The sequence below is a fragment of the Methylobacterium sp. E-065 genome, from assembly GCF_022829605.1.
Classification (GTDB): Bacteria; Pseudomonadota; Alphaproteobacteria; order Rhizobiales; family Beijerinckiaceae; genus Methylobacterium.
In genome coordinates, this window is sequence record NZ_JAKSYD010000112.1 from 26,368 (window position 1) to 43,468 (window position 17,101).

At 68.0% G+C, this 17,101-nt stretch carries 19 protein-coding genes; 12 read left to right on the plus strand and 7 right to left on the minus strand.

Annotation, left to right across the window (positions count from 1 at the left end; translation table 11 throughout):
* Window positions 1-43 precede the first annotated feature (43 nt).
* Entirely contained in the window at window positions 44-643 is a 600-nt protein-coding gene (locus MKK84_RS13330) for a histidine phosphatase family protein (protein ID WP_243920382.1), read from the plus strand.
* On the opposite strand, the gene MKK84_RS13335 is transcribed toward MKK84_RS13330, so the two are convergent.
* From MKK84_RS13335 to MKK84_RS13355, 5 genes are all read right to left on the minus strand, one after another.
* Window positions 644-1,360, minus strand: a complete 717-nt coding sequence (locus tag MKK84_RS13335) for a hypothetical protein (RefSeq protein ID WP_243920383.1) — start codon at window positions 1,358-1,360, stop codon at window positions 644-646.
* Window positions 1,361-1,421: 61 nt separating this feature from the next.
* Window positions 1,422-2,414: a nickel/cobalt transporter gene (locus MKK84_RS13340; RefSeq protein WP_243920384.1), complete on the minus strand. Its 993-nt coding sequence runs from the start codon at window positions 2,412-2,414 to the stop codon at window positions 1,422-1,424.
* Window positions 2,405-3,079: a DUF1007 family protein gene (locus tag MKK84_RS13345; RefSeq protein ID WP_243920385.1), complete on the minus strand. Its 675-nt coding sequence runs from the start codon at window positions 3,077-3,079 to the stop codon at window positions 2,405-2,407. The genes MKK84_RS13340 and MKK84_RS13345 overlap by 10 nt, the downstream gene beginning before the upstream one ends.
* Window positions 3,080-3,159: 80 nt before the next feature.
* Window positions 3,160-4,068: an amino acid ABC transporter substrate-binding protein gene (locus tag MKK84_RS13350; RefSeq protein WP_243920386.1), complete on the minus strand. Its 909-nt coding sequence runs from the start codon at window positions 4,066-4,068 to the stop codon at window positions 3,160-3,162.
* 157 nt (window positions 4,069-4,225) lie between these two features.
* Window positions 4,226-5,506 carry a dicarboxylate/amino acid:cation symporter gene (locus MKK84_RS13355; protein WP_243920387.1) on the minus strand — a complete coding sequence of 427 codons (1,281 nt, stop codon included), beginning with the start codon at window positions 5,504-5,506 and terminating at the stop codon, window positions 4,226-4,228.
* Window positions 5,507-5,745: 239 nt separating this feature from the next.
* Between MKK84_RS13355 and MKK84_RS13360 the strand changes: the two genes are divergently transcribed.
* From MKK84_RS13360 to MKK84_RS13405, 10 genes are all read left to right on the plus strand, one after another.
* Complete coding sequence (locus MKK84_RS13360) at window positions 5,746-6,663, plus strand: branched-chain amino acid ABC transporter permease (protein WP_243920389.1); 918 nt, start codon at window positions 5,746-5,748, stop codon at window positions 6,661-6,663.
* Window positions 6,663-8,057 (plus strand): high-affinity branched-chain amino acid ABC transporter permease LivM, encoded by a 1,395-nt coding sequence (gene livM, locus MKK84_RS13365; protein ID WP_243920391.1) that lies wholly within the window; start codon window positions 6,663-6,665, stop codon window positions 8,055-8,057. The genes MKK84_RS13360 and livM overlap by 1 nt, the downstream gene beginning before the upstream one ends.
* Window positions 8,057-8,962 (plus strand): ABC transporter ATP-binding protein, encoded by a 906-nt coding sequence (locus tag MKK84_RS13370; RefSeq protein ID WP_243920392.1) that lies wholly within the window; start codon window positions 8,057-8,059, stop codon window positions 8,960-8,962. The genes livM and MKK84_RS13370 overlap by 1 nt, the downstream gene beginning before the upstream one ends.
* Complete coding sequence (locus MKK84_RS13375; protein WP_243920393.1) at window positions 8,959-9,756, plus strand: ABC transporter ATP-binding protein; 798 nt, start codon at window positions 8,959-8,961, stop codon at window positions 9,754-9,756. Before MKK84_RS13370 ends, MKK84_RS13375 begins: the two co-directional genes overlap by 4 nt.
* A gap of 5 nt (window positions 9,757-9,761) precedes the next feature.
* Entirely contained in the window at window positions 9,762-10,130 is a 369-nt protein-coding gene (locus MKK84_RS13380) for a DUF6867 family protein (RefSeq protein WP_243920614.1), read from the plus strand.
* Between the two features lie 49 nt (window positions 10,131-10,179).
* A complete protein-coding gene (locus MKK84_RS13385; protein ID WP_243920394.1) occupies window positions 10,180-11,301 on the plus strand; it encodes a branched-chain amino acid ABC transporter substrate-binding protein in 1,122 nt (373 codons plus the stop codon).
* Between the two features lie 397 nt (window positions 11,302-11,698).
* On the plus strand, window positions 11,699-12,622 hold the full coding sequence (locus MKK84_RS13390; RefSeq protein ID WP_243920395.1) for an amino acid ABC transporter substrate-binding protein: 924 nt from the start codon (window positions 11,699-11,701) through the stop codon (window positions 12,620-12,622).
* A gap of 78 nt (window positions 12,623-12,700) precedes the next feature.
* A complete protein-coding gene (locus tag MKK84_RS13395; protein ID WP_243920396.1) occupies window positions 12,701-13,423 on the plus strand; it encodes an amino acid ABC transporter permease in 723 nt (240 codons plus the stop codon).
* 51 nt (window positions 13,424-13,474) lie between these two features.
* Window positions 13,475-14,167: an amino acid ABC transporter permease gene (locus MKK84_RS13400; RefSeq protein ID WP_243920397.1), complete on the plus strand. Its 693-nt coding sequence runs from the start codon at window positions 13,475-13,477 to the stop codon at window positions 14,165-14,167.
* Window positions 14,168-14,318: 151 nt separating this feature from the next.
* The gene (locus tag MKK84_RS13405; protein WP_243920616.1) at window positions 14,319-15,047 is read left to right on the plus strand and encodes an amino acid ABC transporter ATP-binding protein; all 729 of its coding nucleotides are present in this window, start codon (window positions 14,319-14,321) and stop codon (window positions 15,045-15,047) included.
* A 133-nt stretch (window positions 15,048-15,180) separates the two neighbouring features.
* Here the strand turns inward: MKK84_RS13405 and MKK84_RS13410 are convergent, their stop codons facing one another.
* Entirely contained in the window at window positions 15,181-16,200 is a 1,020-nt protein-coding gene (locus MKK84_RS13410) for a gamma carbonic anhydrase family protein (protein WP_243920398.1), read from the minus strand.
* 143 nt (window positions 16,201-16,343) lie between these two features.
* Between MKK84_RS13410 and MKK84_RS13415 the strand changes: the two genes are divergently transcribed.
* Window positions 16,344-16,811 (plus strand): molybdenum cofactor biosynthesis protein MoaE, encoded by a 468-nt coding sequence (locus tag MKK84_RS13415; protein WP_243920400.1) that lies wholly within the window; start codon window positions 16,344-16,346, stop codon window positions 16,809-16,811.
* Window positions 16,812-16,817: 6 nt separating this feature from the next.
* Here MKK84_RS13415 and MKK84_RS13420 read toward each other — a convergent pair whose 3' ends face one another.
* A complete protein-coding gene (locus MKK84_RS13420) occupies window positions 16,818-16,967 on the minus strand; it encodes a hypothetical protein (protein WP_243920402.1) in 150 nt (49 codons plus the stop codon).
* Window positions 16,968-17,101 lie beyond the last annotated feature (134 nt).

Sequence of the window (17,101 nt, forward strand, 5' to 3'; positions counted from 1 at the left end):
ATCAGACCGACCGAACCCGTCGCGGAATACACAGCCGAGATCCATGCCGAACAACACCCGACACGAGACCCGTATCGTCTGCATCCGCCACGGACAGTCGACCTTCAACGCCGCCCACAAGCATGGGGGCGGCGACCCCGGCCTCCTGGACGCACGGCTGACCGAGATGGGTCAGGCCCAGGCCCGGGCCGCCCGGGATCGGCTGCGGGCGATCCCGTTCGAGCTCGTGGTGGTTTCGCCGCTCACCCGGGCGATCGAGACCGCGGCGATCCTGTTCGGCGACCATCCGAGCCAGCCGCGCGTGCTGGTCGAGGTGCTGCACCGGGAATGCCAGGAGAGCAGCTGCGATGTCGGGCGGGCGGCCTCCGAGATCGCGGCCGAGTTCCCGCATCTCGATGTCGGGCATCTCCCGGAGGTGTGGTGGCACGCCGAGCCGGGCTGTGAGGTCGGCGGCTATCCGGTCGAGCCGCGCCCCCTGTTCGACGCCCGGGTGGCGGCGTTCCGGGAGTGGCTGCGGGAGCGGCCCGAGCGGACCATCGCGGTCGTCGGGCACGGCACGTTCTTCTACCACCTCACCGGCACGTTCCTGGAGAACTGTGCCACCATCGAGCTGGACCTGGACGCCGCGCCGGCCGCGGCCTGATCAAGCCAGTGCGCGCGCGCGCGCCGCATCCAGCCGCTCCCGGGCGCCCGCGAGGGCGATCTCGGGCGCCTGCCGGCCGATCGCCAGGGCCATGTCGAGGATCGCGCAGGCCTCGGTCCAGGTGCCGATGACGAAGGGCGCCGCGCCTTCGGCGACCTCGGCGGCGCAGCGCGCATCCTCCCCGGCCCGTTGCGCGGCCGTGGCGGTGCGGGCGACGGCTGCCGTCAGCGCGCCCTCGCGCCAGCGCCGCGCCCGGGACGCCGCCTGCGAGAGTGCCCCACCCCGCCACGCGGCCGAGCGCGCCGCCGCGAACGCCGTCGGCCAATCCGGTGCCCCGGCGCAGGCCTCGGCATCCTCCGCCATCGCGGCCAGGGTGCAGAGCGGCGCGAGGATGCGCCGGACGCTTTCGAGCGCCAGCCGCCGGGTCCGCGCGGCTTCGATCTCCGGTGTGTCGGCGCTGCCGGACAGGCGCAGTACGAAGGCCAGGAGCTGCGTCCGCACGACGTCCGGCATGGCGTCGTTGAGCCCGAGGGCGTAGGCGGCGATCGGCCGCGAGAAGCAGGGCGGGCAATCCGTGCTGGAGCGGATCGCCCGGTAGGGCAGACCCGCGGCCACCATCGCCGCTTCGTTGATGCAGGTTCCGCCGTCAGGGCCGGGGAAGGGATGCGATCCGGCAAGCAGGCGCCAGTTCAGGATCGTCTCGAAGTCGGGATGCATCGGCGCGCTCTCCGTCTCGGGCACGCAGCGTGGCACGCCGCGAGCCGGATGGCGAGGCCCCTCAGCCGCCCAAGGTCGGCGCGAGGCCGGAGAGCATCGCCGTGCCGAGCACCAGCACGAAGGCGGCGGCCACCAGTTCGAGGCCGCCGAGCGCCAGGAGGCCGACCCGGCCCCGCCCGCCAGCAAGGCGCAGGGCCGCGCGCTTGGCGAAGACCGCGAGGCCGGCCAGCGCCGTGGTGGTGAGCGCCGTCCCCAGCGCCATGGCGAGCACCGCCAGCACGCCCGCCCCGGGGACGCCCTGCGACACCGCGAAGACCAGGACCAGCACAGCCCCCGCGCAGGGGCGCGAACCGGCAGCCAAGACAACCCCGGCCCGCTCGCGCCACGTATCCATCGTCTCAAGCGCCTCCGGTCCGGGCAGGTGGCTGCAGCCGGGCCCGCATGGGGCGTCGAGATGGACCAGGCGCCCGGCCTTGCGCCATGTCAGCACCAGCCCGATCAGGGCGACGAGGGCGAAGCTCGCGGTTTCGATCGCGGTGCCGGCGCGGGTGATGCCGGCCGCCGTGGCGTTCAGGATCAGGCTTCCGATCCCCATGATCGCCCCGGCGACGAGCGCCTGGAGCAAAGCCGCGCAGAAGCTGAGCGTGCAGCCGCGCCGGAACGCCCGCTCGCCCGCCAGGATGTAGCCGGCGATCACCGCCTTGCCGTGCCCCGGGCCGGCGGCGTGGAACACGCCGTACGCGAAGGCGAGTCCGACCAGCGGGCTCCAGCTGCCGCCGCCGCGCAGCGCCATGACGGCCGCGTTGAGGCTGCGCGAAAAGCTGGCTTGCAGCGCCAGGATGATCCCCCCGAGGCCGGTCGCCGCCGGGGCCGCTTCGCGAAACCCGATGCCGAAGGGCGAGCGCGGCGGCGGGGCGGTGAAGCCGGGCGCCACGAGCCACGCGATCCCGGCCGCCAGGAGCGCTGCGAGACCGATGGCCAGCGCCATGAGGCCGAGCCTCAGGCCCAGCCGTCCAGCCCCGGCGGGGGCGGCGATCCCGATGCCTACGGACACGCGACGAGCACCCGGCTGGAGAACTGAACCCCGTAGGAGGATGCGGCGGTCAGCGCCTCGAAGAAGGCCTCGGTCATGCCCGGGGATCCAGCCTCGGCGGTCTTCGGCTGCTCGGTCTTCGGGCGGGTGACGGTGGCGGCGCAGCCCTGCGGCGCGCCGGCCAGCGTCGCGGCTTCGGGCCCTTCGGCGAACGAGAAGGCGACGAAGTAGGTCGGGTCATAGACCTCCAGGGCGGCAACCCCCCGCCCCTGCTGGACCGGACTCTTCAGCGGCAGCAGGAAGGTCATGACCAGGGCCTTGTCCTCCATGCGGGCCGCCGGCTCCTTCGGATCGGCGAAGGCCTGCTCCCTGCCGCCGACCTTCAGCTTCGTGAAGTAGCCGAACTCGGCGAGGTTGGCGGTGTTCTCGGCGGCGAGCCCGGCGAGTTCGTCGGGGCTGAGTTTGCCGTCCTTGTTGGTGTCGAGGCCCTGCGTGACGAAGGCGGTGTATTCGGGGTCGAAGCTCCATGTGTCGCGCACGCCCACGAGCTTGCCGTTCTCGTAGACGAGCTGCGCCTTCGCGGTCACCCAGACGTGTGGGTGCGCGGAAGCTCCGGTGGCCGCGCAGGCGAGGATGGCGGCCAAAGCGGCGGCGCGAAGGGTCTGGCAATGCGCGGCGATCGGCATGGACGGTTGGCGCTCGCGACAGGAAGGGACCGGTGGTCCTTCCTCGCGCTCCGGTTGGGCAAAAGCGAGGCGAGTGCCGCCTACTCGCCCGCGTCGAGGCCCATCAGCTGGAAGCTCACCCGCAGGTCGTTCGACATCGGGATGTCGAGGCGCTCGCCGTTGGGCAGGCGCTTGAGGAACCAGCGCTCGTAGGTCCAGCGTAAGGCCCGGGACTCGGCCAGCCGCGTGAAGGTCTGCTGCACGATTCCAGCAAGCTCCGGATCGTCCTTGCGGAACATGATGCCATAGGGCTCGTAGGAGAGCTTGTCGGGCAGGACCGCGTAGTTCGCCCCGTCCTGCGCGTCGGTGGCGATCAGCCCGTAGAGCAGCACGTCGTCGGTGGCGAAGGCGTCGGCCTTACCGGCCTTCACCATCGCGTAGGATGCGGCGTGGTCAGGGGCGGTCACCACCTGCGCGGCGATCTTCAGCCGGGCAAGCTGGTCGCGCACGGCCTTCTCGTTGGTGGTGCCGGCGGTGACCACCACGGTCCTCCCGGCGAGGTCGCGATAGGAGGCGATCCCGGAGCCCCGCTTCACCAGCAATTGCGTCGCGCTGATGTAGTCCACCGGCGAGAAGGCGACCTGCTTGCGCCGCTCGGCGTTGGCGGTGGTCGAGCCGCATTCGAGGTCGATCTTGCCGGAGGTCACCGCCTCGATGCGGGTCTCGGCGCTGACCGGTGCGTAGCGGATCTTCACGGGCCGGCCGATCGCAGTCTGGACGTCGTCCGCGATCTCGCCGCAAAGATCGAGGGCGTAGCCGATCGCCCTCGGGCTGCTGTCCGGGTTCTTGCCGGCCACGAAGGAGAACGGCACCGAGCTTTCCCGGTAGCCGAGCACGATCTCGCCGCGCTCGGCGACGCTCTTGAGCGTGCCGGTGAGCACCTCCACGGCATAAGCCGGGGTCGCGCCCGTCAGCGCCAGAACAATCGCTGCCACGAGCCGCATCGTCATCGTCCGCTCCTTCGAAGCGTATCTTTGGCTGCCAGCAGCGTCACATATCGCGATCTTGCGCCAACCCCTCCACACAGGAGGTAGGAGAGAGCCCTGCGTCCCGCGATGTGCGAGAACCGGAGCCTCTGGATCAGGCCCCGCTGGCAAATCTCTGCAACTACTCCGCCGGCGACGGCACGGTCCCCACATGGTCGAGCCGCTGATCCGTGGCGGTGAGCTGCCCCTCCCACTTGGCCACCGCCACCGTGGCGACGCTGTTGCCGAGCACGTTGGTGGCCGAGCGGCCCATGTCGAGGAACTGGTCGATGCCGATGATCAGCAGCAGCCCGGCCTCCGGGATGTTGAAGTGCGACAGCGTCGCCGAGATCACCACCAGCGAGGCGCGCGGCACACCGGCCATGCCCTTCGAGGTCACCATCAGCAGGAGCAGCATCGTGAGCTGCTGCCCATAGGTCAGCGGGATGTTGTAGGCCTGGGCGATGAACATCACCGCGAAGGTGCAGTACATCATCGAGCCGTCGAGGTTGAACGAGTAGCCCATCGGCAGAACGAACGAGGTGATGCGGTTCGGTACGCCGAATGTCTCGAGGTTGGTCAGCATCTTCGGGTAGGCCGCCTCGCTCGACGCGGTCGAGAAGGCGAGCACGAAGGGCTCCTTGATCAGGTTGAACAGGCGCACGATGCCGCCGCCGCCGAGCAGCAGGAAGCCGACGCCCATCAACAGAGCCCAGAGCACGCCGAGACCGATGTAGAACTCGACGAGGAACTTGCCGTAGGTCACCAGCACGCCGATGCCCTGCGTGGTGATCGTGGCCGCGATGGCGGCGAACACCGCCACGGGGGCGAACATCATCACGTAGCCCGTCACCTTCAACATGACGTCGGCCACGCCCTCGATGCCCTTCGCCAGGAGTTGCCCCTTCTCGCCGAGCGCCGCGAGGCCCACGCCGAAGAAGATCGAGAAGACGACGATCTGCAGGATCTCGTTGTTGGCCATCGCCTCGACGGCGCTCTTCGGCACGAGGTGCGTGACGAACTCCTTGAGCGACAGCGAAGCCGCTTTGAGACCCGTGCCGGCGCCGGCATCGGGCAGCGGCAGGTTCAGGTTCACGCCCGGCTGCATGAGGTTGACCAGGATCAGCCCCAGCATCAGCGAGCAGAACGACGCGCCGACGAACCAGAGCAGCGCCTTGCCGCCGACCCGACCCACTGAGGCGGTGTCCCCGAGATGCGCAATGCCGACCACCAGGGTGGAGAATACCAGCGGCGCGATGATCATCTTGATCAGCCGCAGGAACACGTCGGAAATCAGCGCGATGTAGCCGGCGATCTCCTTCGCCGTCTGTGGATCCGGCCAGGTGATGCTGCAGGCATAGCCCACCGCGATCCCGAGGAGCATGCCGATGAAGATCATCGTCGTGAGTCGTGAACCCTTCATCGGACGGCTCCTCGCCTTGGCCCGGGATGAACGCATCTTAAAGTTCGTTAACGTGACGCAGGAATTGCGCCATGCGCAAGCCCAATCGGGGGGCGTGACTCGGGTCTTCGACTGTTTTCGCGCGACGCTTCCACGGGGATGAAACCAGTGGCCCACGTGCTACGGCTGCGGTACGGGACTTGCCCTGCCAAGCTGCCTGCTGTTTCAACAGGCGGCCCGGAACCTGCGCGCGAGAGTACATGGACGTCTTCGTACAGCAGCTCATCAATGGGCTGACGCTCGGCTCGATCTATGGCCTGATCGCCATCGGCTACACGATGGTGTTCGGCATCATCGGCATGGTGAACTTCGCCCATGGCGACGTCTTCATGGTCTCGTGCTTCATCGCGCTGATCACCTTCCTGCTGTTGACCACTTGGCTCGGCATCAGCTCGATCGCGCTGGCCTTCCTAGTCGTGCTGGTGGTCGCCATGGTGCTGACTGCCCTCTGGGGCTGGGCGATCGAGCGCATCGCCTACCGCCCCTTGCGCGGCTCGTTCCGGCTGGCGCCGCTGATCTCGGCGATCGGCGTGTCGATCTTCCTGTCGAACTTCGTGCAGGTGGTGCAGGGCGCGCGCAACAAGCCGACGCCACCGATGTTCTCGGGCGGCATCACCCTGTTCGAGCGCGATGGTTACGCGGTGTTCCTGGCCTGGAAGCAGGTGCTGATCATGGCGGTGACCGCCGTGCTGCTCACCGGCTTCTGGTATCTCGTGCAGCGCACGCCGTTCGGCCGGGCGCAGCGCGCCTGCGAGCAGGACCGCAAGATGGCGGCGCTCCTCGGGATCGACGTCGACCGCACGATCTCGCTGACCTTCGTGCTCGGCGCCGCGCTGGCAGCGGTCGCGGGCGTCCTCTACCTCATGTATTACGGCGTCGTGTCGTTCTCTGACGGGTTCGTGCCCGGCGTGAAGGCGTTCACCGCGGCGGTGCTGGGCGGCATCGGCTCGCTCCCCGGGGCTGTGCTCGGCGGCCTGATCATCGGGTTGATCGAGACCTTCTGGTCGGCCTATTTCTCCATCGAGTACAAGGACGTGGCGGCTTTCTCGATCCTCGCGATCGTGCTGATCTTCATGCCCTCGGGCATCCTGGGCCGGCCCGAGGTCGAGAAGGTCTGATGGCTGCCTCGCAGACTGCCCTTCCCGGCTCCGTCATGGCCGGCATCCTGCGCGACTGCGCCCTCTACGCCCTCGTGGCCTTCGGCCTGTGCGTGCCGATCATCGCCTACCGCACTGATCCCGGGCCGGGGACCGACCTCGTGCTCGTTCCGCGCTGGGGGCTGGTGGCGGCGCTCTGCGCGGCGGTCTTCGTCCTTCGCCTCGTCCAACGGCTCGTGCTGCTGCGCCGGGACGCCCGGCGGGCGCTGACCCCCGCCCCGACCCAGGCGACCGAGGCGGTGCACGGTGAGCCCGATGCGGGTCAGAAGAACTCGAAGCTCGGTCTCTGGCTGTTCATTGCCGTCGCGCTGACCCTGCCGATTCTCTCCACGCTCGCGACCGGCGGCCTGTCTTCGGCGCGCTACTGGATCGATCTCGGCATCCTGATCCTGACCTACGTGATGCTCGGCTGGGGCCTGAACATCGTCGTCGGCCTCGCGGGGCTGCTCGACCTCGGCTACGTCGCCTTCTACGCGGTCGGTGCCTATTCCTACGCGCTGCTCTCGACCACCTTCGGCCTGTCGTTCTGGATCTGCCTGCCGCTGGCCGGCCTGTTCGCTGGCCTGTGGGGCATGATCCTGGGCTTCCCCGTCCTGCGTCTGCGCGGCGATTACCTCGCGATCGTGACCCTGGCGTTCGGCGAGATCATCCGCCTCGTGCTGATCAACTGGACCGACGTGACCGGGGGGGGCGCCGGCATTTCGTCGATCCCCCGGGCGACCTTCTTCGGGATTCCGTTCACGGCGGGCGATGATGGGTTCGCCGCGACCTTCGGCATCCCGTACGATTCGATGCACCGGCTCGTGTTCCTGTACTACCTGATCCTGGGGCTCGCCCTGATCACCAACTTCGTCACCCTGCGCCTGCGCCGGCTGCCGATCGGGCGGGCCTGGGAGGCCCTGCGCGAGGACGAGATCGCCTGCCGGTCGCTCGGGATCGACACGACGGCGACCAAGCTCACGGCCTTCGCGCTGGGCGCGGCCTTCGGGGGCATCGCCGGGTCGTTCTTCGCCGTGCGCCAGGGCTTCATCAGCCCGGAGAGCTTCAACTTCCTGGAGAGCGCCATCATCCTGGCGATCGTCGTGCTCGGCGGCATGGGCAGCCAGGTCGGCGTCGCCATCGCGGCGGTGGCGATGGTCGGTGGGCCCGAGATGCTGCGCAACCTCGGCTTCCTGAAGGCCGTGTTCGGAGAGGGCTTCGATCCGAACGAGTACCGCCTGCTGCTGTTCGGGCTCGCCATGGTGGCCATGATGGTCTGGCGACCGCGCGGGCTGATCTCGGAGCGCCTGCCCTCGGTGTCGCTGGGCAAGCGCCGTGCCGTCTCGGGCGCGCATGTAAGCGAGGGGCACGGCTGATGGCGGCCCATCCGGATAGCCGGGCGGCTGCCGCCCCGCCGGTGCTCGCGGTCGAGCACCTGACCATGCGATTCGGCGGCCTGGTCGCCGTCTCCGACCTGTCCTTCGAGGCCCGGCGCGGCGACATCACCGCGCTGATCGGCCCGAACGGGGCCGGCAAGACCACGGTGTTCAACTGCATCACCGGCTTCTACAAGCCGACCGAGGGCATGCTGACCCTGTCTCATGCGGACGGCACCACGCACCTGCTGGAGCGGCTGCCGAACCATCAGGTCAACCGCACCGCCCGGGTGGCCCGGACCTTCCAGAACATCCGCCTGTTCCAGGGCATGACCGTGCTGGAGAACCTGCTGGTCGCCCAGCACGCGCCGCTGATGCGCGCCTCGGGCTATACGATCCTGGGCCTGCTCGGCCTCAAGACCTACCGGGACGCGCAAGCCGCCGCGATCGAGCGCGCCAAGGCGTGGCTCACCCGCATCGACCTGATGGACCGGGCCGACGACCCGGCCGGCGCCCTGCCGTATGGCGCCCAGAGGCGTCTGGAGATCGCCCGGGCGATGTGCACCGATCCGGTGCTGCTCTGCCTGGACGAGCCGGCGGCGGGCCTCAACCCGCGCGAATCGGCCGAGCTGAACACGCTGCTGCGCCACATCCGGGACGAGCACGACACCTCGGTCCTGCTGATCGAGCACGACATGTCGGTGGTGATGGAGATCTCCGACCACGTGGTGGTGCTCGATTACGGCCAGAAGATCGCCGACGGCACCCCCGCCGAGGTGCGCTCCGACCCGAAGGTGATCGCCGCCTATCTCGGCGTTGAGGACGAGGAGGTGGAGGCCGTGGAGGCCGAGGTCGGGATCAGCGTGCCGCACGGGCACGACGTTCAGACGGGGCAATCGGCATGAGCGTCGCCGGCATCAACGTCTTGGTCGAGGAGACCCGGGCGATCCAGGCAGGACAGAAGCCGCCGCTCCTCGCGGTGCGCGATGTCTCGACCTATTACGGCAGCGTCGCCGCCCTGCGCGGGGTCGACCTCGATGTCGCCGAGGGCGAGATCGTCACGCTGATCGGCGCCAACGGCGCCGGCAAGTCGACCCTGATGATGACGATCTTCGGCAGCCCCCAGGCGCGCTCGGGCACCATCACGTATGACGGGCGCGACATCACCCGGATGCCGACCCACGCCATCGCCCGGCTCGGCATCGCCCAGTCGCCGGAGGGCCGCCGGGTCTTCCCGCGCATGAGCGTCTACGAGAATCTCCAGATGGGCGCGGCGCTCCATGACGGGCGCTTCTTCACCGAGGATCTGGAGAAGGTCTGCGTCCTGTTCCCGCGGGTGAAGGAGAGGCTGACTCAGCGCGCCGGCACCATGTCGGGCGGCGAGCAGCAGATGCTGGCCATCGCCCGCGCCCTGATGAGCCGCCCGCGCCTGCTGCTGCTCGACGAGCCGTCGCTTGGCCTTGCGCCGCTGGTGGTGAAGGGCATCTTCGACGCGATCCGGGAGCTGAACCGGACCGAGGGCATGACGATCTTCCTCGTGGAGCAGAACGCCTATCACGCCCTCAAGCTCGCCCATCGCGGCTACGTGCTGGTCAACGGCCGGGTCACGATGAGCGGCACGGGTCGTGCGCTCCTGGACGATCCCAACGTTCAGGCCGCCTATCTGGAGGGGGGCCATGCCGGCCCGGTCGGGGCATGAGCATGCTGCAGGAGATCCTGTACGAGGAGCCGTCAGCCTGGCTGTTCCTGCTCGTCACCGTGGTGATGGGCGGCTGGGCCGGCTGGATGGCGGCCCGCGGCATCGCCCGGGGCTGGCGGCCGTTCTGGCAATGCGCCCTTGCGCTTCTGCTCGTGGCGGCTGCCGTGCGCTTCATCCACTACGCCCTGTTTTCGGGCACGCTGCTGTCGCTGCACTACTATGCGGTCGACGCTGTCGTGGTCATGATCATCGGCGCGGCGGGCTTCCGCTACACGCGGACGCGCCAGATGACGAGCCAGTACCGCTGGCTCTACGAGAAGACCTCACCGCTGACATGGCGCGAACGCGCGCCCGCAGCGGGCGGGGTCCGATGAGTGCGGCCGGATCCGCACGTGCGGTCCTGACGATAAGGGGAAGTACGCGATGAGATCGATTCTGCTGGCCGGGCTCGCCCTCGGCGCCATGATGGCCGGAACGCAGGCCGCCGAGGTCAAGCTCGGCATCGCTGCGCCGATCACCGGCAACAGCGCTGCCATCGGTGCGCAGCTCAAGAACGGCGCGAGCCAAGCGGTGGAGGACCTGAACAAGGCCGGCACCCTGAAGGGCACGACGCTGACCGTGACTGTGGGCGACGACGCCTCCGACCCGAAGCAGGGCGTCTCGGTTGCCAACAAGTTCGCCAGCGACGGCGTGAAGGTGGTGGTCGGCGACTACAATTCCGGCGTGTCGATCCCGGCCTCCGACGTCTATCTCGACGCCGGCATCATTCAGGTCACCCCCGCCTCCACGAACGTGAAGTTCACCGAGCGCGGCATGTGGAACACGTTCCGCACCTGCGGCCGCGACGACCAGCAGGGCGCGGTGGCCGGCACCTATCTGGCCGACCACTTCAAGGGCAAGAAGATCGCCTTCGTTCACGACAAGACCCCCTACGGCAAGGGTCTGGCCGACGAGACCCTTAAGGCGCTCAAGGCCAAGGGCGGCAAGGACGTGATGTACGAGGGCATCAACCCGGGCGAGAAGGATTATTCCGCCCTCGTCTCGAAGCTGAAGTCGGCCAATGTCGATGTCGTCTATTACGGTGGCTATTACACCGAGGCCGGCCTGATCCTGCGCCAGATGCGCGATCAGGGCCTCAAGGCGCCGATGATGGGCGGCGACGGCATGGTCGACCGCGAACTCGTGGCGATCGCCGGCCCCGCGGCCGAGGGCACGCTGACGACCTTCCCGCCGGATGCCCGCAAGAACCCGAACGCCAAGGCCGCGCTCGCTGCCTTCAAGGCCAAGAACATCGATCCCGAGGGCTATACCCTCTACTCCTATGCGGCCGTTCAGGTGCTGGCCAAGGCGATGGCCGAAACCGGATCCAGCGACGGCAAGAAGCTCGCCGAGTGGCTGCACCAGGGCAAGGCCGTCGAGACCGTGGTCGGCCCGATCGCGTACGACAAGAAGGGCGACATCACACGGCCCGACTACGTCATGTACGAGTGGAAGAAGGGCGCTGACGGCAAGATCGACTACACGGGTAACGAGTTGACCAAGTAAGACCGGACGGTTCTTCGATCCCGTAAGTCAGTCCGACGCCGCTCCGCATCCTATCTGTGGGGCGGCGTCGTCGTTTGAGATGCGGTGCATTCGTCAGTCTTGATGGCGGATACGCCGTCGAGCCCCCGTGCGTACGCCTAAGAAGTGTGCATGATGCCGCTGGCACGAGCGGCAGGCCGGCTCGACGTCTTGGAGGCGTTCATGAGGGGGGTAGGTATCGCGTCTGCGCGTATGCATACGAGCGTGGCCGCGCCCTATCCGCATTCAGCCGCGTTCGCGCGCGGAGACTCGATCCTCCTCCCGGCACCATCATTGCAAAGGCGTCGCCCGAGCGGGCGGGCCTGTAGGCTCAGCCGCCTGCCGACACCGTTCGGCCCGATCCAGGAGTTCCGTACCGATGCAGTCTGATATCGCTCGCCGCGGCGTTGCCGCGGCGCTGGGTCTGACCCTCGCCCTCGCCCCCATGAGTCTCCGGGCGCAGGAGCTGACCGGCACCCTCAAGAAGGTCAAGGATTCCAACGCCATCGTCATCGGCTACCGCGATGCGTCCGTGCCGTTCTCGTATCTCGGAGGCGACCAGAAGCCGGTCGGCTACGCGCTCGAGATCTGCAACAAGATCGCCGACGCCGTGAAGACCAAGCTCAACCTCCCGAACCTCGAGGTGAAGCTCAACCCGGTCACCTCCGCCACCCGCATCCCGCTGATGGCGAACGGCACGATCGACTTGGAGTGCGGCTCGACCACCAACAATGCCGAGCGCGAGAAGCAGGTGTGGTTCACCAACTCGCACTTCCTGACCGCCACGCGCTACGTCTCGAAGAAGTCGGCCAACCTGCACACGATCGAGGACCTGAAGGGCAAGACCGTCGTGTCGACCTCGGGCACCACGAACATCAAGCAGATCAACGAGGCCAACACGGAGCGTAAGCTCGGCCTGACGATCCTGCCGGCCAAGGACCATGCCGAGGCGTTCCTAATGGTCGAGACCGGCCGCGCCGCCGCCTTCGTGATGGACGACGTGCTGCTCGCCTCGCTCGCCGCGTCCTCCAAGGACCCGTCAGCCTACGAGATCTCCACCGAGGCCCTGTCGAAGCCTGAGCCCTACGGCATCATGCTGCGCAAGGACGACACGGAGTTCAAGAAGGTCGCGGACGACGCCACCGCCAAGCTCTACACGAGCCCCGAGGGCAAGGCGCTCTACGACACGTGGTTCACGAAGCCGATCCCGCCGCGCAACATCAACCTCAACCTGCCGATGAGCGCGGAGATGAAGAAGCAGTTCACGACGCCGATCTCGAGCCCCGATCCGGCGGCCTACTGAGATCCAGCGATACGATGATGCGCACCGCGGGCAAAGGCTTGCGGTGCGCCTCTGTAAGTTCACAGTAGAAGCGGCGCGATGAACTACAACTGGAACTGGCGAATCTTCTTCGATGCCTCGCCGGAGGGCAATGGCACCTACCTCGACATGCTCTTGTCGGGGCTCCTGTGGACGATCGCCACCGCGCTCTGCTCGTGGATCATCGCGTTCTTCCTCGGGTCGCTGGTCGGCGTGCTGCGCACCCTGCCGTCGAAGCCCGCCAACGCGATCGGCACGGCCTATGTCGAGCTGTTCCGCAACATCCCGCTGCTGGTGCAGATGTTCCTCTGGTACTTCGTAATGCCGGAGGTTGTGCCGACACGGATCGGTGACGCGATCAAGCAATTGCCCGACGCGCCGTTCTACACCGCGGTGGTGTGCCTCGGCTTCTTCACCGCCTCGCGGGTGGCCGAGCAGGTCCGGGCCGGCATCCAGGCGCTGCCGCGGGGCCAGCGGATGGCCGGCACCGCCATGGGCTTCACCACCTATCAGACCTACCGCTACGTGCTGCTGCCCAACGCCTACCGGATCATCCTGCCGCCGATGACCTCGGAGTTCCTCAACAACCTGAAGAACACGTCGGTGGCGCTGACCATCGGTCTCTTGGAGCTGACCGCGCGAGCCCGGTCGATGCAGGAATTCTCCTTCCAGGTGTTCGAGGCGTTCACGGCGGCCACGATCCTCTACGTGATCATCAACCTCGTGGTCGTCACGGCGGCGACCTTCCTGGAAAAGGCGGTTGCCATACCCGGCCAGCGCTGAGGATAGCCCGCCCCCGACCACCCGCCCGACGGCCACCGCGAACAGGCGCCGATGCTCTCGAATTTCGACTTCTCCGTCATCGTCTCCTCCCTGCCCTACCTGTTCGGGCAGGGCATGGTCTTCACCGTGACGCTCACCGCCATGGCGGCCGTCGGTGGCGTGATCATCGGCACCTTGCTGGCCATGGCCCGGCTCTCGGGCGTGCCGGGACTCACCCAGGTCGCGAAGGGCTATGTCGAGTTGTGCCGCTCGCTGCCGCTGGTGCTGGTGATCTTCTGGTTTTACTTCCTGGTGCCGTATATCGGCGCCTATCTGACCGGGGGCTCGACCCCGATCCAGGTCGGCGCCTTCCCGTCGGCGCTGATCACCTTCATGGCCTTCGAGGCAGCCTATTTCTCGGAGATCATGCGGGCGGGCATCCAATCGATCCCCAAGGGTCAGACCGCTGCTGCGCAGGCTTTGGGGATGAATTACTGGCAGACCATGGGCAACGTCGTCCTGCCCCAGGCTTTCCGCAACATGCTGCCGCTGCTGCTGACCCAGACCATCGTGCTGTTCCAGGACACCTCGCTGGTCTACGTGCTGTCGCTCACGGATTTCATGGGCGCCGCCTCGAAGGTGGCCCAGCGCGACGGCCGCCTCGTCGAGATGTATATTTTTGCGGCGGTCGTTTACTTTGCGATCTGCTTCTCGGCCTCGTTCCTGGTGCGCCGCCTGCAGCGCCGCGTGGCCATCATCCGCTGACCGACACTGGAGACTGCCTATGACCTCGTCCCCGATGCCGGCTCCACACGCCACAGAACCCGCCGCCGAGGCCGCCTACGCGCCGACGGATGCGGGCCTCCAGCCCGGCCACCTGATCTCCGGCGCCCCCGCGGCGGCGCCCGGCGAGACGATGATTTCCATCGACAACATCAGCAAATGGTACGGCGACTTCCAGGTGCTGACCAATTGCACCACTAAGGTCGCCAAGGGCGAGGTCGTGGTGGTCTGCGGGCCTTCGGGCTCGGGCAAGTCGACCCTGATCAAATGCGTCAATGCCCTGGAGCCCTTTCAGAAGGGCCAGGTCACGGTGGCGGGTACCAAGGTGGTCGACAAGGCGACCAACCTGCCCAAGCTTCGCTCGCGGGTCGGCATGGTGTTCCAGCATTTCGAGCTGTTTCCGCACCTGTCGATCACCGACAACCTGACCATTGCTCAGCGCAAGGTGCTCGGCCGCAGCGCCGAGGACGCCAAGAAGCGCGGGCTGGATCTGCTCGCCCGGGTCGGCCTCGGCGCGCACGCCACCAAGTTCCCGGGTCAGCTCTCGGGCGGCCAGCAGCAGCGGGTGGCCATCGCCCGGGCGCTCGCCATGAACCCGGTGGTGATGCTGTTCGATGAGCCGACCTCGGCGCTCGACCCCGAGATGGTCGGCGAGGTGCTCGACGTGATGGTGGAACTTGCCAAGGAAGGCATGACCATGATGGTCGTGACCCACGAGATGGGCTTCGCCCGCAAGGTCGCCGACCGGGTGATCTTCATGGATCGCGGCGAGATCGTCGAAGACGCGAGGAAGGAAGACTTTTTCGGCAGCCCCCGGTCGGAGCGGGCACAGACCTTCCTGTCGAAGATCCTGCAGCACTGATTGGGACACGTGACGCGTAGGATCCCGAACGCTCCAACATCCTGATTTTTCAGAGCAAAGCTTAGGGCTCTAGCGAGGGAGGCTGTCCGCATCTCAGGATGCGGTCGAGGGTGGGAGAAGCGAAGCGCGGTTGCTAACCCAACGCTTCCTGAGCCACCCGGTATTCCCGCCCGTGCCGGCAATAGCCCTCGACGATTCGGATCATCGTGGCGCGCTTCTCGGCGTCGAGAGGCGCGAGGATCCGCGCCGGGCGGCCCCCCCAGAGATAGCCGGCCTCCAGGATCTGGCCGGGATCCGTGGTGGCGCCGGCGGCCAGCATCACATCGTCGGCGATCAGAGTGCCGGGCGCGATCGCCGCGCCAATTCCGATGAGCGAGCGGGCGCCGATTCGGCAGTCGGCGATCCGCACGTTGTGGGCGATCGTCGTGTCGCGCCCAATCACCACGCCCTCTCCGCGGGTCCGTATGAGGGTGTTGTCCTGAATGTTGGTGTCGGCGCCGATCACGATCGGCCCGGCCTCGGCGTTGAGGTCGCAGCAGAACAGCACGCTCGATCCCGCGCCCAAGCTCACCCGCCCGCGCACGGTCGCGGTGCGGGCCACGAAAACGCTGGCCTCGACCTCGGGCGGATCTCCGGCGGGCGGCGTGGATCCTTCGCCCATCCGCTCGCGCAGGCGCTCGGCACGCTCGGCGACGTCTTCGAGTGTCACCGGCTGCTTCGGCCGCGCCGGGCTGCCCGCGTAGGCGAAGCCGCCGGTCAGCTGCGCCCTCGGGAAGACGGTGGAGCCCGCCTCGATCACCACGCCGTCGCCGATCTCCGCCCCGTCGAGGATCACCACGTCGTCCTCGATCACGACATCGGAGCCGACCGTGCAGGCATGCACGACGCTGTTGCGCCCGACGGTGACCCGGTCGCCGACCTGCGTGCCCCGCGCCTGGGTGGCGATGTGGACGGTGGAGCGCGGTCCGAGCCAGAATCGCTCGCCCAGGATGACGCTCTGCCCGTCCGCGCGGATGACGGCGTCGTCACCGATCCAGGACTGGGCGCCGATGCGGGCCGCGCCGATCACGGTGCTGCCGCGGCCGCACCAGACGGGCCGGCTCGCGAAGTCCGGCAGGACGCCTTCGTAGGGCAGGATGAGCTCGGGGGTCACGTGGATATCCTTCTCCACCGCCGGCCCGGGGCAAAGCACCCCGGCGCCGGCAGGGCGCGGTAGACCGTGTCATATAGAGGCATCGACCGGTGTGACAGGCAGAGGGCTGGCCGGAGCCGTCCCAGACCCCTATGGACCGAAGCATGAGCGCGCCCGTCCCGAGCATCGCCATCCAGGCCGAGCCCTTCGATACCGCGGCCGAGATCGCCCGCATCACCGCCGATCTCGGGGGTCGAGCCGGCGCCGTCGTCACCTTCTCTGGCTTGTGCCGGGACGAGGACGGCCGCCTGGCGGCGCTTGAACTCGAACATTACCCCGGCATGGCCGAGGCGGAGTTGGCTCGCGTCGCCGCGGAGGCGTCGTCGCGCTGGCCGCTCCAGGCCGTGCGGATGATCCACCGCTACGGGCGTGTGCGCCCGGGCGATGGAATCGTTCTGGTGATCACGGTCTCGAGCCACCGGATCGCCGCCTTCGAGGCGGCGAGCTTCCTGATGGATTATCTCAAGACCCGCGCGCCGTTCTGGAAGCGCGAGCACCTCGCAGACGGCACCACCGGCGCCTGGGTCGAGGCGACCGCGCAGGACGACGCCGCGGCCGGGCGCTGGGGCTGAGCCGGCCTACACGATCAGCGCGTTGAGCAGCACGGCCAGGATGCCCCCGGCGATGGCGATGCCCATCAGGACCACGCTGCTGAGCTGATCGGCGGAATCGACCGTGTGGCCAGGGCCGAGGGAACGGATCTGCGTCTCGCCGTAATGATCGCTCATCGCGTGTTTCCTGCTTGTGCCTCCGCCGGAATCGGTTGGGCGGCCGCAACCAACGCGCGAACGACCTTTCGGTCCCCGGTCTCGGGATGCCCGCGTCGGTCATCAGCACGGAAACGCGCGTTCGCGAATCGCAC

Bases quoted from the DNA above. Each gene is read 5' to 3' on its own strand.
- MKK84_RS13330 (WP_243920382.1), top strand. From the start codon at position 44: ATGCCGAACAACACCCGACACGAGACCCGTATCGTCTGCATCCGCCAC.
- MKK84_RS13335 (WP_243920383.1), bottom strand. From the start codon at position 1,360: ATGCATCCCGACTTCGAGACGATCCTGAACTGGCGCCTGCTTGCCGGA.
- MKK84_RS13345 (WP_243920385.1), bottom strand. From the start codon at position 3,079: ATGCCGATCGCCGCGCATTGCCAGACCCTTCGCGCCGCCGCTTTGGCC.
- MKK84_RS13350 (WP_243920386.1), bottom strand. From the start codon at position 4,068: ATGACGATGCGGCTCGTGGCAGCGATTGTTCTGGCGCTGACGGGCGCG.
- MKK84_RS13355 (WP_243920387.1), bottom strand. From the start codon at position 5,506: ATGAAGGGTTCACGACTCACGACGATGATCTTCATCGGCATGCTCCTC.
- MKK84_RS13360 (WP_243920389.1), top strand. From the start codon at position 5,746: ATGGACGTCTTCGTACAGCAGCTCATCAATGGGCTGACGCTCGGCTCG.
- livM (WP_243920391.1), top strand. From the start codon at position 6,663: ATGGCTGCCTCGCAGACTGCCCTTCCCGGCTCCGTCATGGCCGGCATC.
- MKK84_RS13370 (WP_243920392.1), top strand. From the start codon at position 8,057: ATGGCGGCCCATCCGGATAGCCGGGCGGCTGCCGCCCCGCCGGTGCTC.
- MKK84_RS13375 (WP_243920393.1), top strand. From the start codon at position 8,959: ATGAGCGTCGCCGGCATCAACGTCTTGGTCGAGGAGACCCGGGCGATC.
- MKK84_RS13385 (WP_243920394.1), top strand. From the start codon at position 10,180: ATGAGATCGATTCTGCTGGCCGGGCTCGCCCTCGGCGCCATGATGGCC.
- MKK84_RS13390 (WP_243920395.1), top strand. From the start codon at position 11,699: ATGCAGTCTGATATCGCTCGCCGCGGCGTTGCCGCGGCGCTGGGTCTG.
- MKK84_RS13395 (WP_243920396.1), top strand. From the start codon at position 12,701: ATGAACTACAACTGGAACTGGCGAATCTTCTTCGATGCCTCGCCGGAG.
- MKK84_RS13400 (WP_243920397.1), top strand. From the start codon at position 13,475: ATGCTCTCGAATTTCGACTTCTCCGTCATCGTCTCCTCCCTGCCCTAC.
- MKK84_RS13405 (WP_243920616.1), top strand. From the start codon at position 14,319: ATGATTTCCATCGACAACATCAGCAAATGGTACGGCGACTTCCAGGTG.
- MKK84_RS13415 (WP_243920400.1), top strand. From the start codon at position 16,344: ATGAGCGCGCCCGTCCCGAGCATCGCCATCCAGGCCGAGCCCTTCGAT.
- MKK84_RS13420 (WP_243920402.1), bottom strand. From the start codon at position 16,967: ATGAGCGATCATTACGGCGAGACGCAGATCCGTTCCCTCGGCCCTGGC.